This is a genomic window from Lentzea sp. NPDC036955, from assembly GCF_055608005.1.
The window spans coordinates 52,810-70,288 of sequence record NZ_JBVJRC010000013.1; the positions used below are offsets into that span (position 1 = coordinate 52,810).

Below are 17,479 nucleotides of genomic sequence, written 5' to 3' on the forward strand. Positions count from 1 at the left end.
GGGGTGTTCATTTGACCGCGCCGAGGTTCACTCCGCGCATGAGCGTGCGTTGGAAGAGCAGGAAGAACACCAGCGCGGGCAGGATGCCCGCCAGTGACGCGGCGGCCAGGGCGGTGGGGTCGCTGGTGTACTGGCCGCTGAGCGCGCCGAGCGCGACCGACACGGTCTGGTTGTCCGCGGAGGGCAGCAGCACCAGGGGCAGGAAGAAGTCGTTCCAGGTCCAGATGAAGAAGAACGTCATCAGCACCGCCATCGTCGGCCTGGTCAGCGGCAGCACCACGAGCCGGAGCACCTGCAGGCGGGTGGCGCCGTCGAGCCGGGCTGCTTCGAGCACCTCGGGCGGGAAGGTGCCCAGCACCGAGGACAGCATGTAGGTGCCGAACGCGCTCTGCAGCACGGCCAGGATGATGACGACGCCGGCCATCGTGTCGTAGAGCCCGAGGTCGCGGGTGAGCACGAACAGCGGGTAGACCAGGGCTTCCTGCGGGATGGTGAACGCGAGCATGAACAGCGCGAGGATCCACACCCGGCCGCGGATGCGGCCGATGCCGATGGCGAACGCGGACAGCAGGCTCAGCGTCACCGCGATCAGGGCCACGCTGCCGCTGATCACGACGCTGTTGAGCAGCTTGCGGTTGAAGTCCACACCGCCCCAGAAGTCGACCAGGGCGGAGAAGTCCAGTTCGGTGGGCAGCGAGACCGGCCCGTTGGCGATGTAGTCGGGTGCGGGTTTGAACGCGTTGATGATCGCGATCCAGAACGGGAACAGCATCAGCAGGCCGATCCCGGCGACCAGGGCGAGCACCACCCAGCCGCTGACGCCGCGCTTGCGGCGCTTGACCCGGCGGCGCACCGGTGGCGCGGGCGGGATCGTCATGGTCACGGCGGCCGGCTTTTCCAGGCTATCGACGGCCATCTTCGAACCCTTCGGAGTTGCGGGTCTGGTAGCGCAACAGCGCGACCGCGACGACCGAGATCATCAGCGCCAGCACGGATGCCACCGCGGCGCCGTAGCCGACCTTGGTGGTGGTGAAGAAGTTGGAGAACGAGAAGTAGGCGGGCACGATCGTGCTGGTGCCGGGTCCACCGCGGGTGAGCACGTAGATCGGCGCGAACACCTTGAGCGCCGCCACCGAGGTGGTGATCAGCACGACCGCGATCTCCGGGCGCAGCTGGTTGAGCGTGATGGTGCGGAACTGCTGCAGCCAGGTCGCTCCGTCGAGCTCGGCGGCCTCGTACAGCGCGGGGTCGACGCGGGAGAGCCCGGCCATGAACACCACGACCGTGTAGCCGACCTGCAACCAGACCAGCACGTTCATCACGGCGTAGAGGGCGAGGCCGGAGTCGCCGAGCCAGTTGTGCGCCAGGCCGCCGAGGCCGAGGTCGCGCAGGGTGGTGTTGATGATCCCGTACTGCGGTTGGTACATCCACTTCCACAGCACGCCCGCGACCGCGATCGGCAGGATCTGCGGCAGGTAGTAGGTGGCGCGCAGGAAGCTCGCCACCTTCGTCCCGAACTTCGGTGAGATGTAGTTGAACAGCACCGCCGCGACCAGCACGCCGATGGCGGTCGGGAGGATCGCCATGGCCACGATGAACGCCACGCTGTGCCGGAAAGACGCCCAGAACAGCGGGTCGCCCAGCAGCCGCTGGTAGTTCTCGAACCCGATGAACACCGGGTCGCCGACGCCTCGGAAGGAGGTGAGGCTGTACCAGAGGTTCATCCCGAACGGCACGGCGACGACGGCCAGGAACCCGGCCGCACCCGGCAGGACGTACCACCAGTAGCCGCCCCGGCGTTCGGACGTTGCCTTGCGTGCCCGGCGGGGCGCGCTGATGTGCGTGGACATGGCGATCCTTTCGGCCCGGCCGGTTTCTAGGCGGCCGGCTTGCCGGCGTCGTAGGCGGCCTTGATCGCCTGGACCACCTGCTGCGGACTGGCGTCACCGCCGACGAGGTTGGTGGTGTTGGCGACCAGGACGTCGTTGAGCCCGGCCACGGGGAAGTCCGGGTACAGGGCCAGCCCGCCGTCGTCGCCGGAGAGCAGCTCGGTGAACCGGTCGCCGACGAGCAGACCCATCGCCGAGCTCGCCGCCCCCGGCTCGGCGGCGACCGGCACGCCGCCCTTGTCGGCCAGCAGGTTCTGCACCTCGGGCCGCTGCGTGATCTGCAGGAAGTCGTAGGCGAGGTCCTTGTTCTTCGCCTTCGCGGGCACGACCCACAGGTTGCCCCCGGAGCCGGGGTGCAGCTTGTTGCCCGGGAACAGGAACTGGCCGGTCTTGAACTTGGGCTGCTCGGCGATCTGCCCTGCCCACCAGGTGCCGGAGACGAACATGGGGTACTGGCCTGCGATGAACGCGTTGCCCGCGTCCTGCGCGGGGATGCCGGTGGAGTCGGTGCTGATGTACTTCTTGTCCACCCACTGGCGCATGGTGGTGGCGGCCTTCTCCCAGGCCGACCAGTCGACCTCACCCTTGAACCGCTGGTAGGCAGCCAGGGACTGCTCGTTCATGTGCGAGAGCGCGAGCGAGTACAGCAGGTGCGGGCCGGGGTAGTCGGCCGAGCCGAGCGCGAGCGGCGTGACGCCCTTGTCGGCGAAGGTCTTCAGCGCCTTCTCGAACTCGGCCATGTTCGTCGGCACCTGCACGTCGTGCTGGGCGAACAGGTCCTGGTTGTACCAGACGCCGACGTACTCGCCGTAGTTCGTGATGCCGTAGCGCTTGCCCGAGCCCATCAACCCGTTGTCGTCGTAGAGGCCGACGTCCTGGGCGGAGTTGTCCAGCTTCCAGCCCCGGGTCTGGGAGACCTCGGTCAGGTCGGTGAGCAGGCCCGCCTTGGCCACGACGCCGGCAGTGGCGTTGCCCTTGAGGTACTCCAGCACGTCGGGGGTGTCGTTCGAGTCGAGGATGAGCTGCCCGGACTGCTGCATCTGCTCGTAGGTCTTGAGCTCCTGCTTGACGGTGACGCCGGGGTGCTCCCTCTCGAAGATCGAGACGGCCTGCTTCCAGGCCATCGACAGCGCGCTGTCGTCGGTCTCCCACCACCACACCTTGAGCGTGCTCGGGTCACCGGAGTCACCCCCGCTCGAACACCCGGTCATCACCAGCGCCAAGGCGGTGGCCACTGCGGTGACCAGCCTCAAGGGGTGCTTGCGCATCTCGATCCTCCAGAGTCGCGACGGCGGCGTCGCCTACCGGGGTTTTCTTTGTCGCAACATTAAGGGCGACCTGACTGTAACCCGTCAACCCGCAGCTAGTCACGTTTTTGTCACGCAGGAGGTCTTGTCAGGGAGTTTTGCGGCGATACTATTGCGGCTCGGTTACCCCCGACCCCCGACGAGGAGCGCACGGTGCTCGACGCCGCATCGCCCTGGGCACCCCTGTTGCCCTCCGCCCGCCGCGTGACGCTGGAGGTGCTGCTCCACGGCCCACTGGCCCGCTCGGAGCTGGCGGACCGGCTGGGCCTGTCGACGGCGAGCCTGACGCGGCTGACCAAGCCGTTGATGGACGTCGGCCTGCTGCGCGAGGTGGAGACACCGAACCTGCGCGGCGGCGGACGACCGCTGCAACCCCTCGACGTCGACCCGGACGTGCAGCGGTTCATCGGCATCAAGCTCGCGGGCTTCCGCGCCTACGGCGTGCTGACGAACCTGCGCGCGGACATCCTCGACAGCGCCGCCGTCGAGATCACCGACCACAGCCCGGAAGCGGTCGTGGCCAAGATCGCCGAGCTGGTCGCCGCACTGGACGACCCGGCACGCCCGGTCACCGCGATCGGCATCGGCATCGGTGCCGTCGTCCGCGACTTCACCCACGTGCAGCGGGCGGTGTTCCTGCACTGGGGTGAGGTCGACCTCGGCGCGGCGGTCGCCGCGGCCACCGGCAGGCCGACCGTGGTGTCCAACGACCTGGACGCCCTGCTGGAGGCCGAACACTGGTTCGGCGACGGCAAGGACGTGCGGAGCTTCGCCGTGCTCACCATCGGCGCCGGTGTCGGTGGCGGGCTCGTGATCCACGACCACCTCGTCAGCGGCCCGGACTCCGGGCTGGGCCTGCTCGGGCACTTCCCCGTCGACCCGCTCGGCCCGTCCTGCCCGGAAGGGCACCGCGGCTGCGTGAAGGCCCTGCTCACCACGGACGCCATCCGGTCGCAGGCCGCCCTGACCCTGGGCCGGCCCGTCACCTACGACGAGGTCCTCGACCTCGCCGAAGCCGGCAACCCGGTCGCCGACCAGATCGTCGGCCGGGCCGCGCACGCGTTCGGCACGCTGATCGCGGCCGTCGCCAACATCGCCCAGCCCGAGCGGGTCATCCTCACCGGCGAGGGCATCCGCCTCGCCCAGGTCGCCGAGTCGCGCGTGCGCGCGGGCATCGCCCAAGCCCGCCACGCCGAAGCCTCACCGATCGACCTGCGGTTCATCAACGACGACCCGACGCTCTGGGCCCGCGGCGCCGCCGCCGTGGCCATCCAGCGCACCGTGCTCGCCACCCCGTCCCAGCGAACCCCCTGACCGCGGCATCGGCAGCCGCGGCGGTCGTTTCCAAGGCTTGGTGGCCCCTCACATCATCCCACCGGCGTGCTATGCGCTCTGGCAGGTGAACCGGTCCGAAGCCGGCTTACCGCCCGTGGCGGCGCCGGTGTCTCCAGAAGGATTCCGGGACACGAAGGCATGGCCGGTCCGATGCCGTATTGGATTCGACGGTGGCGGTTGCTTGCATCAGATCGAGGTCCGATTCGGATGGAGGCGTGTTCGACGATGGTGAACGCGAAGCAGGACAACGCACATGATCGGCAGCACAACAGGAAGTTGTTGGTCAGCGTGTTCGATCCGCAGGAAGCGCGGGAGGCGGTGCTGGGCGGTGCGCGGATCGTGGACAGCGAGGATCCGCGCAGCGCGCTGGGCAACATCAAGCCGCAGGCCATCATGGACATCTCCGACGCGGTGCTGAACTACACGCGTGATCAGGAGGTGCAGCTGAGCACCAACATCGGCGAGGACCAGCTGCTGTTCCGGCGCACCGACAGCGGGCACGCGGTGGAGAAGTCGCCGTACGAGATCGCGGGCAAGGCGTCCCAGGCGGCGCTGGGGGTGGCGGTGTCGATGGGCACCAGGGTGCACCCGTGCAACATCATCAAGGTGGGCCTGGACGGGATGCACCTGCCGGTCCTCAAGGACGTGCTGACCGAGGTGGTGCGCACGCTCAACCGCACCGAGCAGTTCAGCCACAGCCAGGTGATGTCGGTGCTGTTCGCACAGGACCTGGTGCTGTGGCGGGAACGCCGGGACAACCCGCTGGTGGTGCGCGAACTGGTGGCACTGCGGGAGTTCTCCCCCGTCACGGCGGACTCACCGGTCGAGGGCACGATCGACCTGCTGGACTACCACCAGTACCTGACCGGTCCCGACGGCGGGCCGCTGTTCCCGCAACGGCCCGACCTGGAGCAGCTGATCGAGGCCGGTGTGCTGCCGGAGTGGTCGGACACCACCAGGGTGAAGATCAACGAGCCGTTCCCGCACTCGGAGTTCGGCATCACCCCGGCCGAGCGGACCGACCGGGAAGCGATCAAGAACATGGTCGACGCGACCGCGGACGCCGGGGCCGACGGCATCATGCTCGACACCAGCATCCTGTTCAAGGTGGCCAGGGTCGGCCTGGTCGACACCACCGAGCCCACCGGGGCAGACGTTTCCTCCATTGTGGACTTCAACCGGTACGACGTCACCGGCACCGGGCCGGAGGCCTTGGTGCGCAAGGGCATCCTGCCGTTGGAGGACATCAGGTTCTTCGTCGACTACTGCCACTACCGCGGGGTCGAGGCCAACCTGGCCGGGTCGTTGCAGAGCCACCAGGCTCAGCAGCTGTGGCGACTGGTGCCCGAGATCGACCAGGTGTCCACGCGCGGCGGCGGGTCGGCGATCCTGCTCGACCCCTCCCAGCCGCCCGCCGAGGACGATCCGGTGGCCTCGCGACGCGACCAGGTGATGATGCGCCAACTCGTGCGCGGTCTGGTTCCCCCCGAGCAGGGCGGCTACGTGTGCCTGCCGGAGAAGATGCGGTCGGTCGACGGTGTGGACGAGGCCGTGGCCCGGCTGCGGCAGAACTTCCCCGACATCACGTCGGTGTTCTGGGCCGACCCCTACGGCCGGTTGACGCCGGTGCAGCCGCGAATCCCCGGAAGCGGCACCCTGACCGCGGTGCTGCGCCAGGCCGACCTCAGTGACGGCGAGCGTCCTGTCGAGGAGGTGGCGGCGCCGTGACCGGAACCACGACCCCCGCGTCGCTGCTGCGTGCCCAGGACGGCACCGCGGAGCCCGAGACCGAGACCGGGTATCCGGTGCCGGAGCGGCCGATCATGAAGTTCACCTGGCACACCGGCGCGTGGTTCGACGTGTTCGAGCTGCACACCGCGTTGATCAAGTCCGACCTGGCGCGCGCCCAGGCCGAGGGCCGCGTGGTGGTCTACCTCAGCTGCCCGATCAGCTCCCGCGGCGGCGGGTACTTCGCCACCAACGTCGACATCGCCAACCACACCGCCCGCAGGCTCACCGAGCAGTGGGGCGAACGGTTCTTCTTCCTCAACCCGGCCGCCTACCAGCTGGAGTCCCGCCAGGGCACAGGTCTGATCACCCGCCACATCGCGGCCTTGCAGGACAAGTACCCCGGCCTGACCCTGGAACAACTGCTGGCCCAGACCCATCCGACGGGCGGGGACTACATGCGCATGTGGTCCCGTGTGCTGATCGAGGACGACTACCTGGCCGACTCGGCCCGCAGGGACCTCAAGCTCGGCGGCGCGTTCGACGCCTACTACTTCCTCGGCCCCACCGACGCGCGGGAGTTCTTCTCGTTGCGCAGCGGCGGTGAATCGCTCACCGACCGGATGGAGGGCTACTTCGCCCGCCGCTACGCCACCGACCCGCAGTTCTACCTCGACTTCGCCACCGTCGACGACGGCACAGGCGGGCGCCGCCCGCTGGATCCGAGCCAGCCCCAGGACGCGGTGGTCTACGAGGCGCGGCGCCGGAGGTTCCTGGTCTACTACGGCACTCGGGTGAGCACCGCGTTCAGCCTGGGCGCCCACGACGAGTGGAACATCCACCACCGCCTCAACCAGGCCCGCCGCGGTGACCCCGCCTACGGTGTCGGTGAGGAGATGGCCGGGTTCTTCGACGGCCGCCCGTTCAGCCTCGCCGAGACCGAACAGCAGACCCTGCCCGGTTACGAGGTCCTCGACACCACCGCACGGGCGCGGTCGGTGCTGGACGGCGCGACTGCGCCCGTGCGGGCGCGCGCAGAGGTGGCGTGGCCGTACGGCACGCTGCCGGAGTTGGTGCTGCCGCGCGAGCCGCTCGAGTCCACCGCTCAGGCGACACGGTGAGAACGCCGGCGCTCGTTCTCGGCGCGGTTGTGGTGCTGCTGTGCCCGGCCCCGGCCTCGGCCTTCGTCGGGGCTTCGGCAGCTCCGCTGCGGGCACCGGTGGTGGACGTGCACGACGTGCAGGGCGGCGGGCACCGGTCGCCGCTGACAGGACAGCGGGTGACCGTCAGGCGGGGCGTGGTCGTGGCCGGCGACGCCCGACGCGGGCTGTTCTGGCTGCACTCGCTCACCCCCGACGCCGATCCGGCCACCTCCGAGGCGATCCAGGTCGCCGTCGACACACCCGTCCCGCGTGCCGGTGACCTGGTGCGGGTCTCCGGCGTCGTGCAGGAGCACCGCGACGGCGGCGACATCCCCGCCAACGCGAACCTGTCGGTGACCCGCATCGGCGGTCCGGCAGCGGTGGTCGTGGTGGGCCGTCACCCGGTGCCCGCACCCGTCCTGCTGGGCGGGTCCGGCCGGATTCCCCCGCGGGAGGTGGTCAAGGACGACGTGGTCGGCGACGTCGAACACAGCGCCGCGTTCGACCCCGACACCCAGGGCTTGGACTTCTACGAGTCGCTGGAGGGCATGCCCGTGCGGGTGGACGAGCCGGTCGCGGTGTCCCCGGCACTGGAGTTCTCCGGCGGCAGGCGGGTCACCGTCGTGGCCGACGACGGCGTGGACGCCTCGGTCCTGGCCGATCGAGGCGCGCTGCCCGTGCGGGAGCACGACCCCAACCCGGAACGGCTCGGCCTGGTCTCCGGGCCCGTGTCCGACGCCATCCCCGCGGGCATCGACGTCGGCGACCGGCTCTCCCGGGCCTGCGGTGTCCTGGACTACCGTTACGGCGCCTACGAGATCGTGGCCACGTGCTCTTCGACCCGCCACCCAGCGGGCCTGGCCCGGGAGACCGCGCGGCCCGCGGCGGCCGACGAGCTGACGATCGCGACGTTCAACGTCGAGAACCTTTCGGTGGTGTCGCCGCCCGAGAAGTTCGCCGAGCTCGCGCGCACCATCACGACCCACCTCGCCTCGCCCGCGGTGGTCGTCGTCGAGGAGGTCCAGGACGACGACGGGCCGGCCGACACCGGCGTCACCACCGCCGGGCGCACCTGGCAAAACCTCGTGGACGCGATCACCGCCGCCGGCGGCCCGCGCTACGCCTTCCGGCAGATCGACCCGCTCGACCACGCCGACGGCGGCGTGCCGGGTGGCAACATCCGGGTCGGGTTCCTCTTCCGCACCGACCTCGGGCTGTCCTTCGTCGACCGCCCCGGCGGCACCGCGACCACACCGGTCCAGGTCGCGCCGGACGGCACGCTCACCGTCAGCCCCGGCCGCATCCAGCCCGAGCACCCCGCCTTCACCGACACCCGCAAGTCGCTGGCCGGGGAGTTCACCTTCCGCGGCACCCGCCTGATCATCGTGGCCAACCACCTGAGCTCCCAGCGCGGCGACGACCCCACCTTCGGCCGCTTCCAGCCGCCCCGCACACCCAGCCGCGTCCCACGCGGCGAGCAGACCGCACTGCTGGGCGAGTTCGCCCGCCGGCTGCTGGACGGCAACCCGAACGCACGACTGGTGCTCGCGGGCGACTTCAACGACACCGAGTTCTCGCCACCGCTACGGGCGCTGCAGGACCTCGGTCTGACCGACCTGCCCGCCACCCTGCCCGAAGCGGAGCGCTACACCTACATCCACCAGGGCAACGCCCAAGTCCTCGACCACGTCCTGCTCAGCCCGAGCCTGGTCGCGGGCGGCTACGACTACGACATCGTCCACGTCAACGCCGAGTTCGCCGACCAGGTCAGCGACCACGACCCCCAGTTGGTCCGGCTCACGTTCCCGTGACCACGAGTCCCCACCGGTTGCGCCCGAGAGACGCCTGCGTCCCAAGACTTCGGAGGACTGAACCGATGGCCGACGAACTCGTCCTGCCCACCACCGGCACCCGCGTGCCGCCACTGCCCCGCGCCGGCATGAACGCCGAGGTGGAAGCGGCCTACGAGCTGAGCATCGCCACCTGGGGCATCCCCAGCAACCTGTTCCGCACCATGGCCCACCACCCCGCGCTGGCCATCACCGAGGTCCCGTACGCCAACTCGGTCATCTTCGACGCCGGCGTGCTCACCGAGATCCCCAACCCCGACACCGCACAGGGCGGCACCGTCCGCTACCCGACCTCGGGCTTCCTCGACCGGGTCACCAAGGAACTGGTCATCAACGTCGTCAGCCTGCTCAACCGCAGCCGCTACTCCATGACCCACCACACCGTCATCGGCTACAACACCCTGTCCGAACTTCTCCCCCACCCCGACCCCGACACCCGCGCCGAGCAGGCCGAGGCAATGCTGCTGCACCTGGTCGACGACCACGGCAACCCCGCCTTCGACCGCCCCGGAGCTCCGCCCTACACCGACCTGCACCTGACGTGCCTGCGACTGGCCGCCGCCGCCCAGGCCGACCCCCACGCCATCACCGACGACCAGGTGCGCGACACCCACCGCGTCCTGCGCGACCACGCCCCCGCCGCCATCACCGCCCACGGCCTCGACCAGTACCCCGGCACCGACACCCCCGCCTACCACAACGCCTACGCCACCGGCATGCTCGTCGAACTGACCTGGCTCACCGTTCACTTCAGCGGCCTGCTCAACGTCTGGTTCACCGTCCTGCACACCTTCGACGAAGCCAGCGCCTCCGACGACGAAATCGACTTCATCACCGTCTACAACACCACCGTCCCCGCCGCCATCCGGCGCCGCAACAACGCCCTCCTCGGCATCACGGGCTGGGGCGACCGGCCACTCAACGGAACCGGACCGGAGCCGGCGGTGTCGTCCGTCGAAGCGCTGACGCCGTGACCTCCCTCGGCCGCGACCGATTCAGCCCGCCCGACTCGCTGCAGGCGCGGGACGCGGCCGTGGTGAAGCGGTTCACGATCGACGTGGCCAACGGCGAGCTGTTGACGGCCATGACTCGCCTCTGCCGCGACGAGGAAGCCGCTGTGCGGTCCGGCGGAAGCTGCGATTTCTGCGCCAATCTGATCAACGCAGGATTGGATCAGCGCCGCAGGGGTATGGAAGGGGCGCCGTAGCACGTGCGCGTGAACACGGTGGGCCGCTTTCGGGCGGGCCGGCCGGCTCCGGCGCGGGGACAGTTGAAACTGTGCAGCTTCCCCGCGCCGGTTCCGGTTCGCTCGCGCGGCCCGTTGGCCGTGGTTGTGTCGTGATCATTGCGTACCATGCCCTGACGACGTCAAGCAGCGGCGCCGTAGATCAGTTCCTCTGAGCTACGAGGTGCGGCGGCATGGCCGATGAGACGAACGCGTCCGAGACGTCCGCGGCCGGGCTGGGCGACAGTGGTCGTCCTGATGCCCTGAGCAGACTCGACGAGACCGCCGAGGCGCTGATGGTGCTGCGGGACTACTTCACCGACGAGGAGCCTCTCGACAGCGCGTTGCAGAGGCTGGCCGACACCGCGAGCAGGGCGATCCCGGATGCCGACTCGGTGACGGTGTCGCTGATGGATCCGGCGCGGCCGCGCACTGCCGCCTCCACGAGCCCCGAGTTGATCGAAGTCGACGAGAAGCAGTACAGCGCTGACCGGGGCCCGTGCCTGGAGTCCGCGCGCACCCTGCGGCCTGTGCGGGCTGTCGTCGGCGAGCACCTCGACGAGTGGCCGGAGTTCGAGGCAGCCGCCGCGGCGCACGCGATCCGCGCCTACCTGTCCGTGCCGGTGCTGTTGCCCTCTTCAGAGTCCTCCGACGAGAAGCATCTCGGTTCGCTCAACATCTACAGCCACACGGCCGCGGCCTTCGACCCCTTCGACGAAGGGCTCATGCGGCTGTTCACGACAGCGGCGTCGGTCACGATCACCAGCGCCCAGCGCTGGCAGCGCTCACGAGACCACATCGGCAGCCTGGAGAAGGCTCTCGCCTCCCGGGCCGTCATCGACCAGGCCAAAGGTGTGCTGATGGCCGTGCACTCCTGCAGCGCCGACGAAGCCTTCACGATGCTCGTGCAGCGCTCGCAGCACGAAAACGTCAAACTCCGCGACGTAGCCAAGAACCTCCTCGACTCGGTCGCCGGTTCCTGAGCAGCCGGTGCCGTTCGTGGCAGACGGGCAACACCTCACCTCAGCGGTCATTCGTCTTGAGCCCTCAGGCGTTTGAGGCGTCGCTGGAGGGGTTCGTCGCGGCGACCAAAGATCGAGCACCCGGATCAAAGCACCGTGATCACGCAGGTCGCGGACCCGGCAAGCCACCATCCAACAGGGGACCTCGCGGCAACCCATCCTGCGGATGATCGCGGCTCCGCTGGCGGGACCGAGAAGGCGAGCCCGAACCGGCATCATGACGCAGCCGGGATGCCCCGAGTGGGTCTCGTGCATGGTGATCAGACGCAGGCCAGGCGGACGCGGTACGAGCCCATCACCCATGCGGCTGAACTGCGGTTCGGCCGTACGCGTGCCTCGTGCGAGGATCGGCACGGGTCCGCGGGAAGGTACCGGTGTGCCGCCGACGACGTTCAGCGATGTTGAGGCCACGCTCAACGCCGCCGCGGACAAGGCCCAGCAGGTGCAGCAGATGCTCCAGCAGGTCGTGGAGATGGCCGAGGAGTGCGCGACGGCGCTCACCGACGTCATGGCCGGAACCGGCGAGCAGGCCGATGCTGAGATGGTCACCAGTCAGTTCGCCGCTGTGCGAGTCGGCGCAAAGGACCTGCTGGACGTCCTGGTATCGGGCCTGCAGGGCATCGAGAAGGTTCGTCAGCAGTTCGCGACCAAGCCGCCGACAGCCTCAACCCCGACGTCCGGCGGGACAGGCGGTGGCGGCCGGCAGTCGGATACCTGGGCGCGGCGCACGATCGAGCCTTCCCGCGTTCAAGACCAGCGGGATCTGCCGCGATGATGACGGCAATGAAGACCTCGTGCAGAGCGGCCGGGAGCCCGACGGCGAGCACACCCGCATCAATGATCACCTGACGAAGGTGGGTGTGCTGTGGCCGGGTCAGAACGCCGAGGTCACCAAGCACGTCGAAACCAAGGTCGCCTGGCGCATGCGGCAGTCCGGCGTCAACCGTGCCGAAGTGGTCGTGAACAAGGAAGTGTGCGAGGGCATGTTGGGTTGCCGGGAGGTGCTACCGCTCGTACCGGGCGCCGGTCAGACACTGACGGTGCACGATCCGATGGGTTCGCACACGTTCCGGGGAAGGGATGCACGGTGACGTACACGCTGGACTGGTACTTCTACAGCGGCGCCAACCGCGCTCGTGAGCCGTTCGAGGTCCGATCCGAGTCCGACCTCAACCGTGCGCTGGCAGCGATCCTGGCCGAACCACAGCCACATCCGACCCAGATCGCCGCGCGCGAGCTCCCCCGGTTCGGTCCGGCGAAGATTCCCGACCGCATGTTCAAGATGGACGTATCGCCGACCGGAGAGCACGTGGCACTGCACTACTTCGGGCCGACGGACCCGCGGCGGGCGGTGCGAATGGTGACGATGTGGGCCAAGCAGAGCGCACCGGAGCAGACTCGGTCACGGTCGACCCAGGTCGAAACGCTGGTCCTGCGGCACGCGGGTGACCTACCGCCGTCCACTGTGGATGCGATGCCCCCGCCGGAGCACGACCTGGACCTCACCCTGGAACGACACCCCTGGGTGACGTCATCTCCTACTGCCGTCCCGGACGACGTGCCGACCCTGTACGTCGATTCGGCGAACGAGACGGAGTTCCCGCGCGACGCGATCATTCCACGCGACCTCGCGGTCGCGGCGCTGCTCGAGTTCGCGGTGACCGGCGTGCGTCCGGAATCTGTTCAATGGCAGCCGTTCGAGACTTACTGACCAACGGCTCACAGTGCCGATCGGTGCCTCGCGGAACACCAGACGAGGGCACCACGTCAGCGCCGGCATGCTTGAAGACAGCAGCTTGTCGTGGAGGACGACGCCGAACGACAGCGTCGAATCTGCACTCGCGCCTTTCCGCAACCTGCCAGGGATTGGCAGCCACCATACTGCCCGCTGATCCCTGGGAACAGCGGTTACGCCATAACGGTTCACCGCCGCGATGACAGTCAGAGCCTGGGTCGACAGGTTCTGAGCTGCAAGCGCGCAGCGTATTCTGCGACGTGTCCCTCAGGGGCTCGGCCAATGAGGTGGGCCAACGTCCGCACCGATAATCATGCGCACACACTCGCCCCATAGAGCGCACATGAAAAAGTTCGCACATTCGTGCGATTGAGAGACCCTGGTGGATCGCTCATGTGATGGCGACCATTGGGAGCGACTCCGTGCGTTGAACGTGCCAGAACAGCCCTCAATGGACCTGAACGGAACCGCGCCGACCTGCAGGAGTCCCGTTTACGCAGGTCAGCGCGTTCCTGGCGTTGCAGGTCACACAGATGGAGCCCTCGGATCGGCCTGAACTGCGCCCAACTGCACCAAAGCGCAGGTCAACAGCCCTGAACGCACGCTCATAACGGCCCAGAACGGCTGTCGTTCGCCGTGTCCACCGGGACCGAGCCGAAGAATCACCCAGCGTTGTTGCGCCGGCGACGGAAGAAGAAGGCGCCGCCCGCGAGCACGAGCGCCGCGCTCGAACCGCCGACGAGCAACGGCGCGATGGACGACGTGCTGTCCGTTCCGCTTGCAATGCCGTAGCCGCTCGACATCCCCTTGGTGTCGTAATCCGATGCGGGCAGCTTGTCGGCGTAGCGGGCCTTGACCAGCTTCTGGTACTCGCTCAGCGACATGGACGCCTTGCCGCCCAGTCCTTGCCGTGCCTGGTCGTTGAGCGGCTCCACCGTGGTGAGCTTCAGCTGGTACCAGCCGCGGATCTGCGGCTCTGAGAACACCAGGACCCCCGCACCGGCCTTGCCGGCGTACTCGGCCTCGTCGTCGCCCTCGCGCACCGCCGCCAGGTGCCAGCCGCCGCCCTGCGTGGGGGCGAGCATGACGGTGGCCTGGCGGTCGTTGACGGTGTTGCTCAGCGAGGACACCAGGCGGGCCAGCTTGACCGCCTCCGTGGCGATCGGCGGGGAGGTGCCCGCGACGAAGCCCGGCGTGATCTCGCTGACCGCCAGCGGGTCCTTGATCGTGAAGGCGGGCATGCCCTCGCACGGATTGGCCTTGTCCGGAACCATCTGCGCGGGTTGGGACCCGCCCTGGGGCACCGGCACGGCGAGGAAGCGGCACACGGCGTTGCGGACGTCGGCCGACTTCACGGCGTTGAGAGCGGCCTGGTAGTCGGGGATGTCCACCGGGAGCGGGTCCTCGGCCGGGGCCGCGTGGGCGGGGCCCGCGACGGACAGGAGCGCGGATGCGCCCAGTGCCAGGACCGCGGTCAGGCGGGAAAGGCGCGAAGCAGCCCGCCGCCAGACCGTTCTTGGTTCGCACATGATGCCTGCCTTAACGGGAGATGCCGATCCGGGAGTGGGTCCACTTGAACGAGCTGTTGTTGACGTAGTCGTTGTAGTTCCACCACGTGTAGGTGGCGGTGTCCGGCCACGGGTCGGCGACCGCGATGGTGTTGTTCGACGTGTCGAAGCCGTAGACGACGTTCATGTGGCCCCCGCCTGAGGTCCACCCGATGCGCGCACCGATGGGGCGGGAGGCCTTGACGTCGGTGTAGATCTGGTTGAACGAGGCCGCGCTGCCCAGGCCCGAGCCGGGGTGGGCCATGCCGAGGCTCTGCCAGCCCCTGGCCATGTCGTCGAGCGTGGCAGGCTGGTTGTTGCAGCCGTAGTAGGGCTGGGCCCGAGTGCAGAAGTCCGCCTGCGTGCTGCCGACGCCCTGGTACTTGGCGATCGCCAGGCCCGAGGCGGCCCAGCACCACTGGGTCTTCTCCTGCTTGTACATGGCGATGCCGTCGTACGCTGCCTCCGCTTGCGCCGCGCCTGCCGCGGTCACGAGCAACCACGAGGTCGTCAGCGCGATGGCCGATGCCGTGATCGCGAATGTGGATCTACCCATTTCCTTGTCCTCCTGGATGTGACGAGTACCGGGAGACCTGAGGACATGAAAGCGCGAAAATTCGCTGCCACGCAGAAACAACACACAAATACGCCCACAAGAGTGAACTCCATGAATTCCAGCTCCCAGGCCGGAGTCACGAATTACCGAACATCAACAACGAGCTGCCGAAACCGCCACTGGTTTCCGGTCTTTGCCCGTGAAGGTTGCGGTATTGCACTCTTTACGGTGTCGAAGACGGTCCGAAAAGGCCACCATCCGCATCCGCCCACGGAATGCGAGGGTGACTCGAACACTTTGAGGTGAATGCCAGGAGGTCCCGATACCTAAGGGTCCAGCTTGAGCGAACCGTGACCGACGTCGGTGCTGTCGGCGATGGCACGGATCAGGTTCAGCAGGTCGTCGTGGAGCTCGTCGGTCATGCGGTCCTCGGCGACACCGCGGAGGAACACCTGGTTGACACCCCTGATCGCGGCTCGGCCCGCGGCTCCCGACAGGTCGTCACGACCGGTTCCGTCGAAGGGGAAGCCGGTTCCGGGAGTTCGCTGGGAGACCTCGGCCTCCGCCATGGCGACCACGCCGGGGTTGGCCAGGGCCATGGCGCGGGTGAGCGCGGCTTCCTCCTGGTCGACGTTGTCGCGCAGGTCGTGCCACCACCTGTCCACCAGGTCGATGAACTCCAGCGCGGGGTCCTCCCGGTGCAGCGCGATGATCCGCTGCTCGATGGACGCGGGCCATTCGGTGATGAAGTCGAGCTTCGAGGGGAAGTAGCCCGTCACGGTCCGCGGCGCGACCTCGGCCGCCTCGGCGATGTCGGCGATCGTGGTCCGTTCGTACCCGTGTTCGGCGAACAGGCGCAGAGCCGTGTGCAGGATCAACCGCCGGCGTCGTGCTTTGGACCGCTCCCGAAGCCCCGGACCGTCACTGGCCACCCGCACCCCTCCCGCACTCCGTTGACCACCGCCTGCGTGCACCTCAGCATACATGCTTCCCATGGCTAAAATGCCGTCTTGTGCAAACTTGCCGTCCATGGCAATCTTTTGCCGGGCGGTCGGAGTCGATCACCCTCCGAGTCCGTCGAGCAACGCGTTCACGGACGAACCGCCTGAGAGGAACACCATGAACACGTCCTACGCGGACGCCGCCGGCTTCCCGGTCAGCGACCCCACCCCCGTCCTCAGCTGCAGTCCCGTCTCGCTGGAGGTGCCGGGCAGGCCCGTGCCGCTGGAGATCAAGATCTCGGCGCCCGTGACCGGGACCGACCTGCCGGTGCTGCTGCTCTCGCACGGCCACGGCATGACCAACTTCCTCTCCTCGCTACGCGGCTACGGGCCCCTCGCGGACTTCTGGGCCGCTCACGGGTTCGTCGTCGTCCAGCCGACGCACCTGGACTCCACGGTGCTCGGGCTGCGCGACCAGGACCTGCCCGACGCGCCGCTGTTCTGGCGCGACCGCGCCGTCGACATGCGGATCGTCCTCGATCACCTGGAGGAGGTCATCGCCGCGATTCCGGGGCTCCCGGGCCGCGTCGACACCGAGAAGGTGGCCGCGGTCGGGCACTCGGCCGGTGGCCACACGGTCTCACTGCTGCTGGGCTCGCGGGTGTCCGACCCGGACGACCCCCGGGAGAAGGACCTCTCCGACCCCAGGGTCAAGGCCGGCGTCGTGATCGGAGGACCTGGCATCGCCGACGAGCACTTCTCGCCGTGGGCCGCGGAGCACTACCCGATGATGAAGCACATCGACTTCGGGCAGATGACCGGTGCCGCGCTCGTCATCGCCGGCGACGAGGACCTGAACCCCCACTTCTCCTCCCGGCTCAGCTACCGCTGGGACGCCTACACCCACAGCCCCGGCGGGAACAAGACGCTGCTGACCCTCCTGGGCGCACAGCACCTGTTCGGCGGGATCTCGGGCTACGACGCCGTGGAAACCTCCGACGAGAACCCCGAACGGGTTGCCGCGCTGCGGGCGCTGGTGTGGTCCTACCTGCGGTCCCAACTGTTCCCCGGCGACATGTCCTGGGACATCGCCGTGAAGGCACTGGAGAGCCGGAAGACGCCTCTTGCGCAGGTCGAGACCAAGTAGCCCGCGACGTGCGGACCGCGGTCGACACCGCAGCCCCGCATGTCGCTCGTCAGAC

Annotated in this window: 17 protein-coding genes; 11 read left to right on the plus strand and 6 right to left on the minus strand. The window is 68.6% G+C overall.

Features of this window, described 5'->3' with window-relative positions; genetic code table 11:
- Positions 1–7: 7 nt before the first annotated feature.
- Genes ACZ7CF_RS36605 through ACZ7CF_RS36615 form a run of 3 tightly spaced genes read right to left on the minus strand, consistent with a single transcriptional unit; the run spans position 8 to position 3,157 of the window.
- On the minus strand, positions 8–916 hold the full coding sequence (locus ACZ7CF_RS36605) for a carbohydrate ABC transporter permease (protein ID WP_360401955.1): 909 nt from the start codon (positions 914–916) through the stop codon (positions 8–10).
- Positions 903–1,850, minus strand: a complete 948-nt coding sequence (locus ACZ7CF_RS36610) for a carbohydrate ABC transporter permease (RefSeq protein WP_360401952.1) — start codon at positions 1,848–1,850, stop codon at positions 903–905. Before ACZ7CF_RS36610 ends, ACZ7CF_RS36605 begins: the two co-directional genes overlap by 14 nt.
- A 26-nt stretch (positions 1,851–1,876) precedes the next feature.
- Positions 1,877–3,157: an ABC transporter substrate-binding protein gene (locus ACZ7CF_RS36615; RefSeq protein ID WP_360401949.1), complete on the minus strand. Its 1,281-nt coding sequence runs from the start codon at positions 3,155–3,157 to the stop codon at positions 1,877–1,879.
- Between the two features lie 192 nt (positions 3,158–3,349).
- Here ACZ7CF_RS36615 and ACZ7CF_RS36620 point away from each other — a divergent pair, with 192 nt between their 5' ends.
- The 10 genes from ACZ7CF_RS36620 to ACZ7CF_RS36665 all read left to right on the plus strand — a co-directional run bounded on the left by ACZ7CF_RS36620 (position 3,350) and on the right by ACZ7CF_RS36665 (position 13,209).
- Positions 3,350–4,510 carry an ROK family transcriptional regulator gene (locus tag ACZ7CF_RS36620; protein ID WP_360401946.1) on the plus strand — a complete coding sequence of 387 codons (1,161 nt, stop codon included), beginning with the start codon at positions 3,350–3,352 and terminating at the stop codon, positions 4,508–4,510.
- 309 nt (positions 4,511–4,819) lie between these two features.
- Positions 4,820–6,259, plus strand: a complete 1,440-nt coding sequence (locus ACZ7CF_RS36625; RefSeq protein ID WP_470371927.1) for a (5-formylfuran-3-yl)methyl phosphate synthase — start codon at positions 4,820–4,822, stop codon at positions 6,257–6,259.
- Entirely contained in the window at positions 6,256–7,380 is a 1,125-nt protein-coding gene (locus tag ACZ7CF_RS36630; protein ID WP_470371928.1) for a hypothetical protein, read from the plus strand. Before ACZ7CF_RS36625 ends, ACZ7CF_RS36630 begins: the two co-directional genes overlap by 4 nt.
- Positions 7,377–9,212 (plus strand): endonuclease/exonuclease/phosphatase family protein, encoded by a 1,836-nt coding sequence (locus tag ACZ7CF_RS36635; RefSeq protein WP_470371929.1) that lies wholly within the window; start codon positions 7,377–7,379, stop codon positions 9,210–9,212. The genes ACZ7CF_RS36630 and ACZ7CF_RS36635 overlap by 4 nt, the downstream gene beginning before the upstream one ends.
- Positions 9,213–9,277: 65 nt before the next feature.
- Entirely contained in the window at positions 9,278–10,225 is a 948-nt protein-coding gene (locus ACZ7CF_RS36640) for a hypothetical protein (RefSeq protein WP_470371930.1), read from the plus strand.
- Positions 10,222–10,458: a hypothetical protein gene (locus tag ACZ7CF_RS36645; RefSeq protein ID WP_470371931.1), complete on the plus strand. Its 237-nt coding sequence runs from the start codon at positions 10,222–10,224 to the stop codon at positions 10,456–10,458. Before ACZ7CF_RS36640 ends, ACZ7CF_RS36645 begins: the two co-directional genes overlap by 4 nt.
- 212 nt (positions 10,459–10,670) lie before the next feature.
- A complete protein-coding gene (locus ACZ7CF_RS36650; protein WP_470371932.1) occupies positions 10,671–11,459 on the plus strand; it encodes an ANTAR domain-containing protein in 789 nt (262 codons plus the stop codon).
- 415 nt (positions 11,460–11,874) lie between these two features.
- Positions 11,875–12,273: a hypothetical protein gene (locus ACZ7CF_RS36655; protein ID WP_470371933.1), complete on the plus strand. Its 399-nt coding sequence runs from the start codon at positions 11,875–11,877 to the stop codon at positions 12,271–12,273.
- Between the two features lie 19 nt (positions 12,274–12,292).
- Positions 12,293–12,589 carry a DddA-like double-stranded DNA deaminase toxin gene (locus ACZ7CF_RS36660; RefSeq protein ID WP_470371934.1) on the plus strand — a complete coding sequence of 99 codons (297 nt, stop codon included), beginning with the start codon at positions 12,293–12,295 and terminating at the stop codon, positions 12,587–12,589.
- Positions 12,586–13,209, plus strand: a complete 624-nt coding sequence (locus tag ACZ7CF_RS36665) for an Imm1 family immunity protein (protein WP_470371935.1) — start codon at positions 12,586–12,588, stop codon at positions 13,207–13,209. Before ACZ7CF_RS36660 ends, ACZ7CF_RS36665 begins: the two co-directional genes overlap by 4 nt.
- Positions 13,210–13,895: 686 nt before the next feature.
- Here ACZ7CF_RS36665 and ACZ7CF_RS36670 read toward each other — a convergent pair.
- The 3 genes from ACZ7CF_RS36670 to ACZ7CF_RS36680 form a co-directional block, all read right to left on the minus strand.
- The gene (locus tag ACZ7CF_RS36670; protein ID WP_470371936.1) at positions 13,896–14,762 is read right to left on the minus strand and encodes an LPXTG cell wall anchor domain-containing protein; all 867 of its coding nucleotides are present in this window, start codon (positions 14,760–14,762) and stop codon (positions 13,896–13,898) included.
- 10 nt (positions 14,763–14,772) lie between these two features.
- Entirely contained in the window at positions 14,773–15,336 is a 564-nt protein-coding gene (locus ACZ7CF_RS36675) for a papain-like cysteine protease family protein (protein ID WP_470371937.1), read from the minus strand.
- A gap of 326 nt (positions 15,337–15,662) precedes the next feature.
- Entirely contained in the window at positions 15,663–16,214 is a 552-nt protein-coding gene (locus ACZ7CF_RS36680; protein ID WP_458432137.1) for a TetR/AcrR family transcriptional regulator, read from the minus strand.
- A gap of 241 nt (positions 16,215–16,455) precedes the next feature.
- Here ACZ7CF_RS36680 and ACZ7CF_RS36685 point away from each other — a divergent pair, with 241 nt between their 5' ends.
- Complete coding sequence (locus ACZ7CF_RS36685) at positions 16,456–17,424, plus strand: alpha/beta hydrolase family protein (RefSeq protein WP_470371938.1); 969 nt, start codon at positions 16,456–16,458, stop codon at positions 17,422–17,424.
- Positions 17,425–17,479 lie beyond the last annotated feature (55 nt).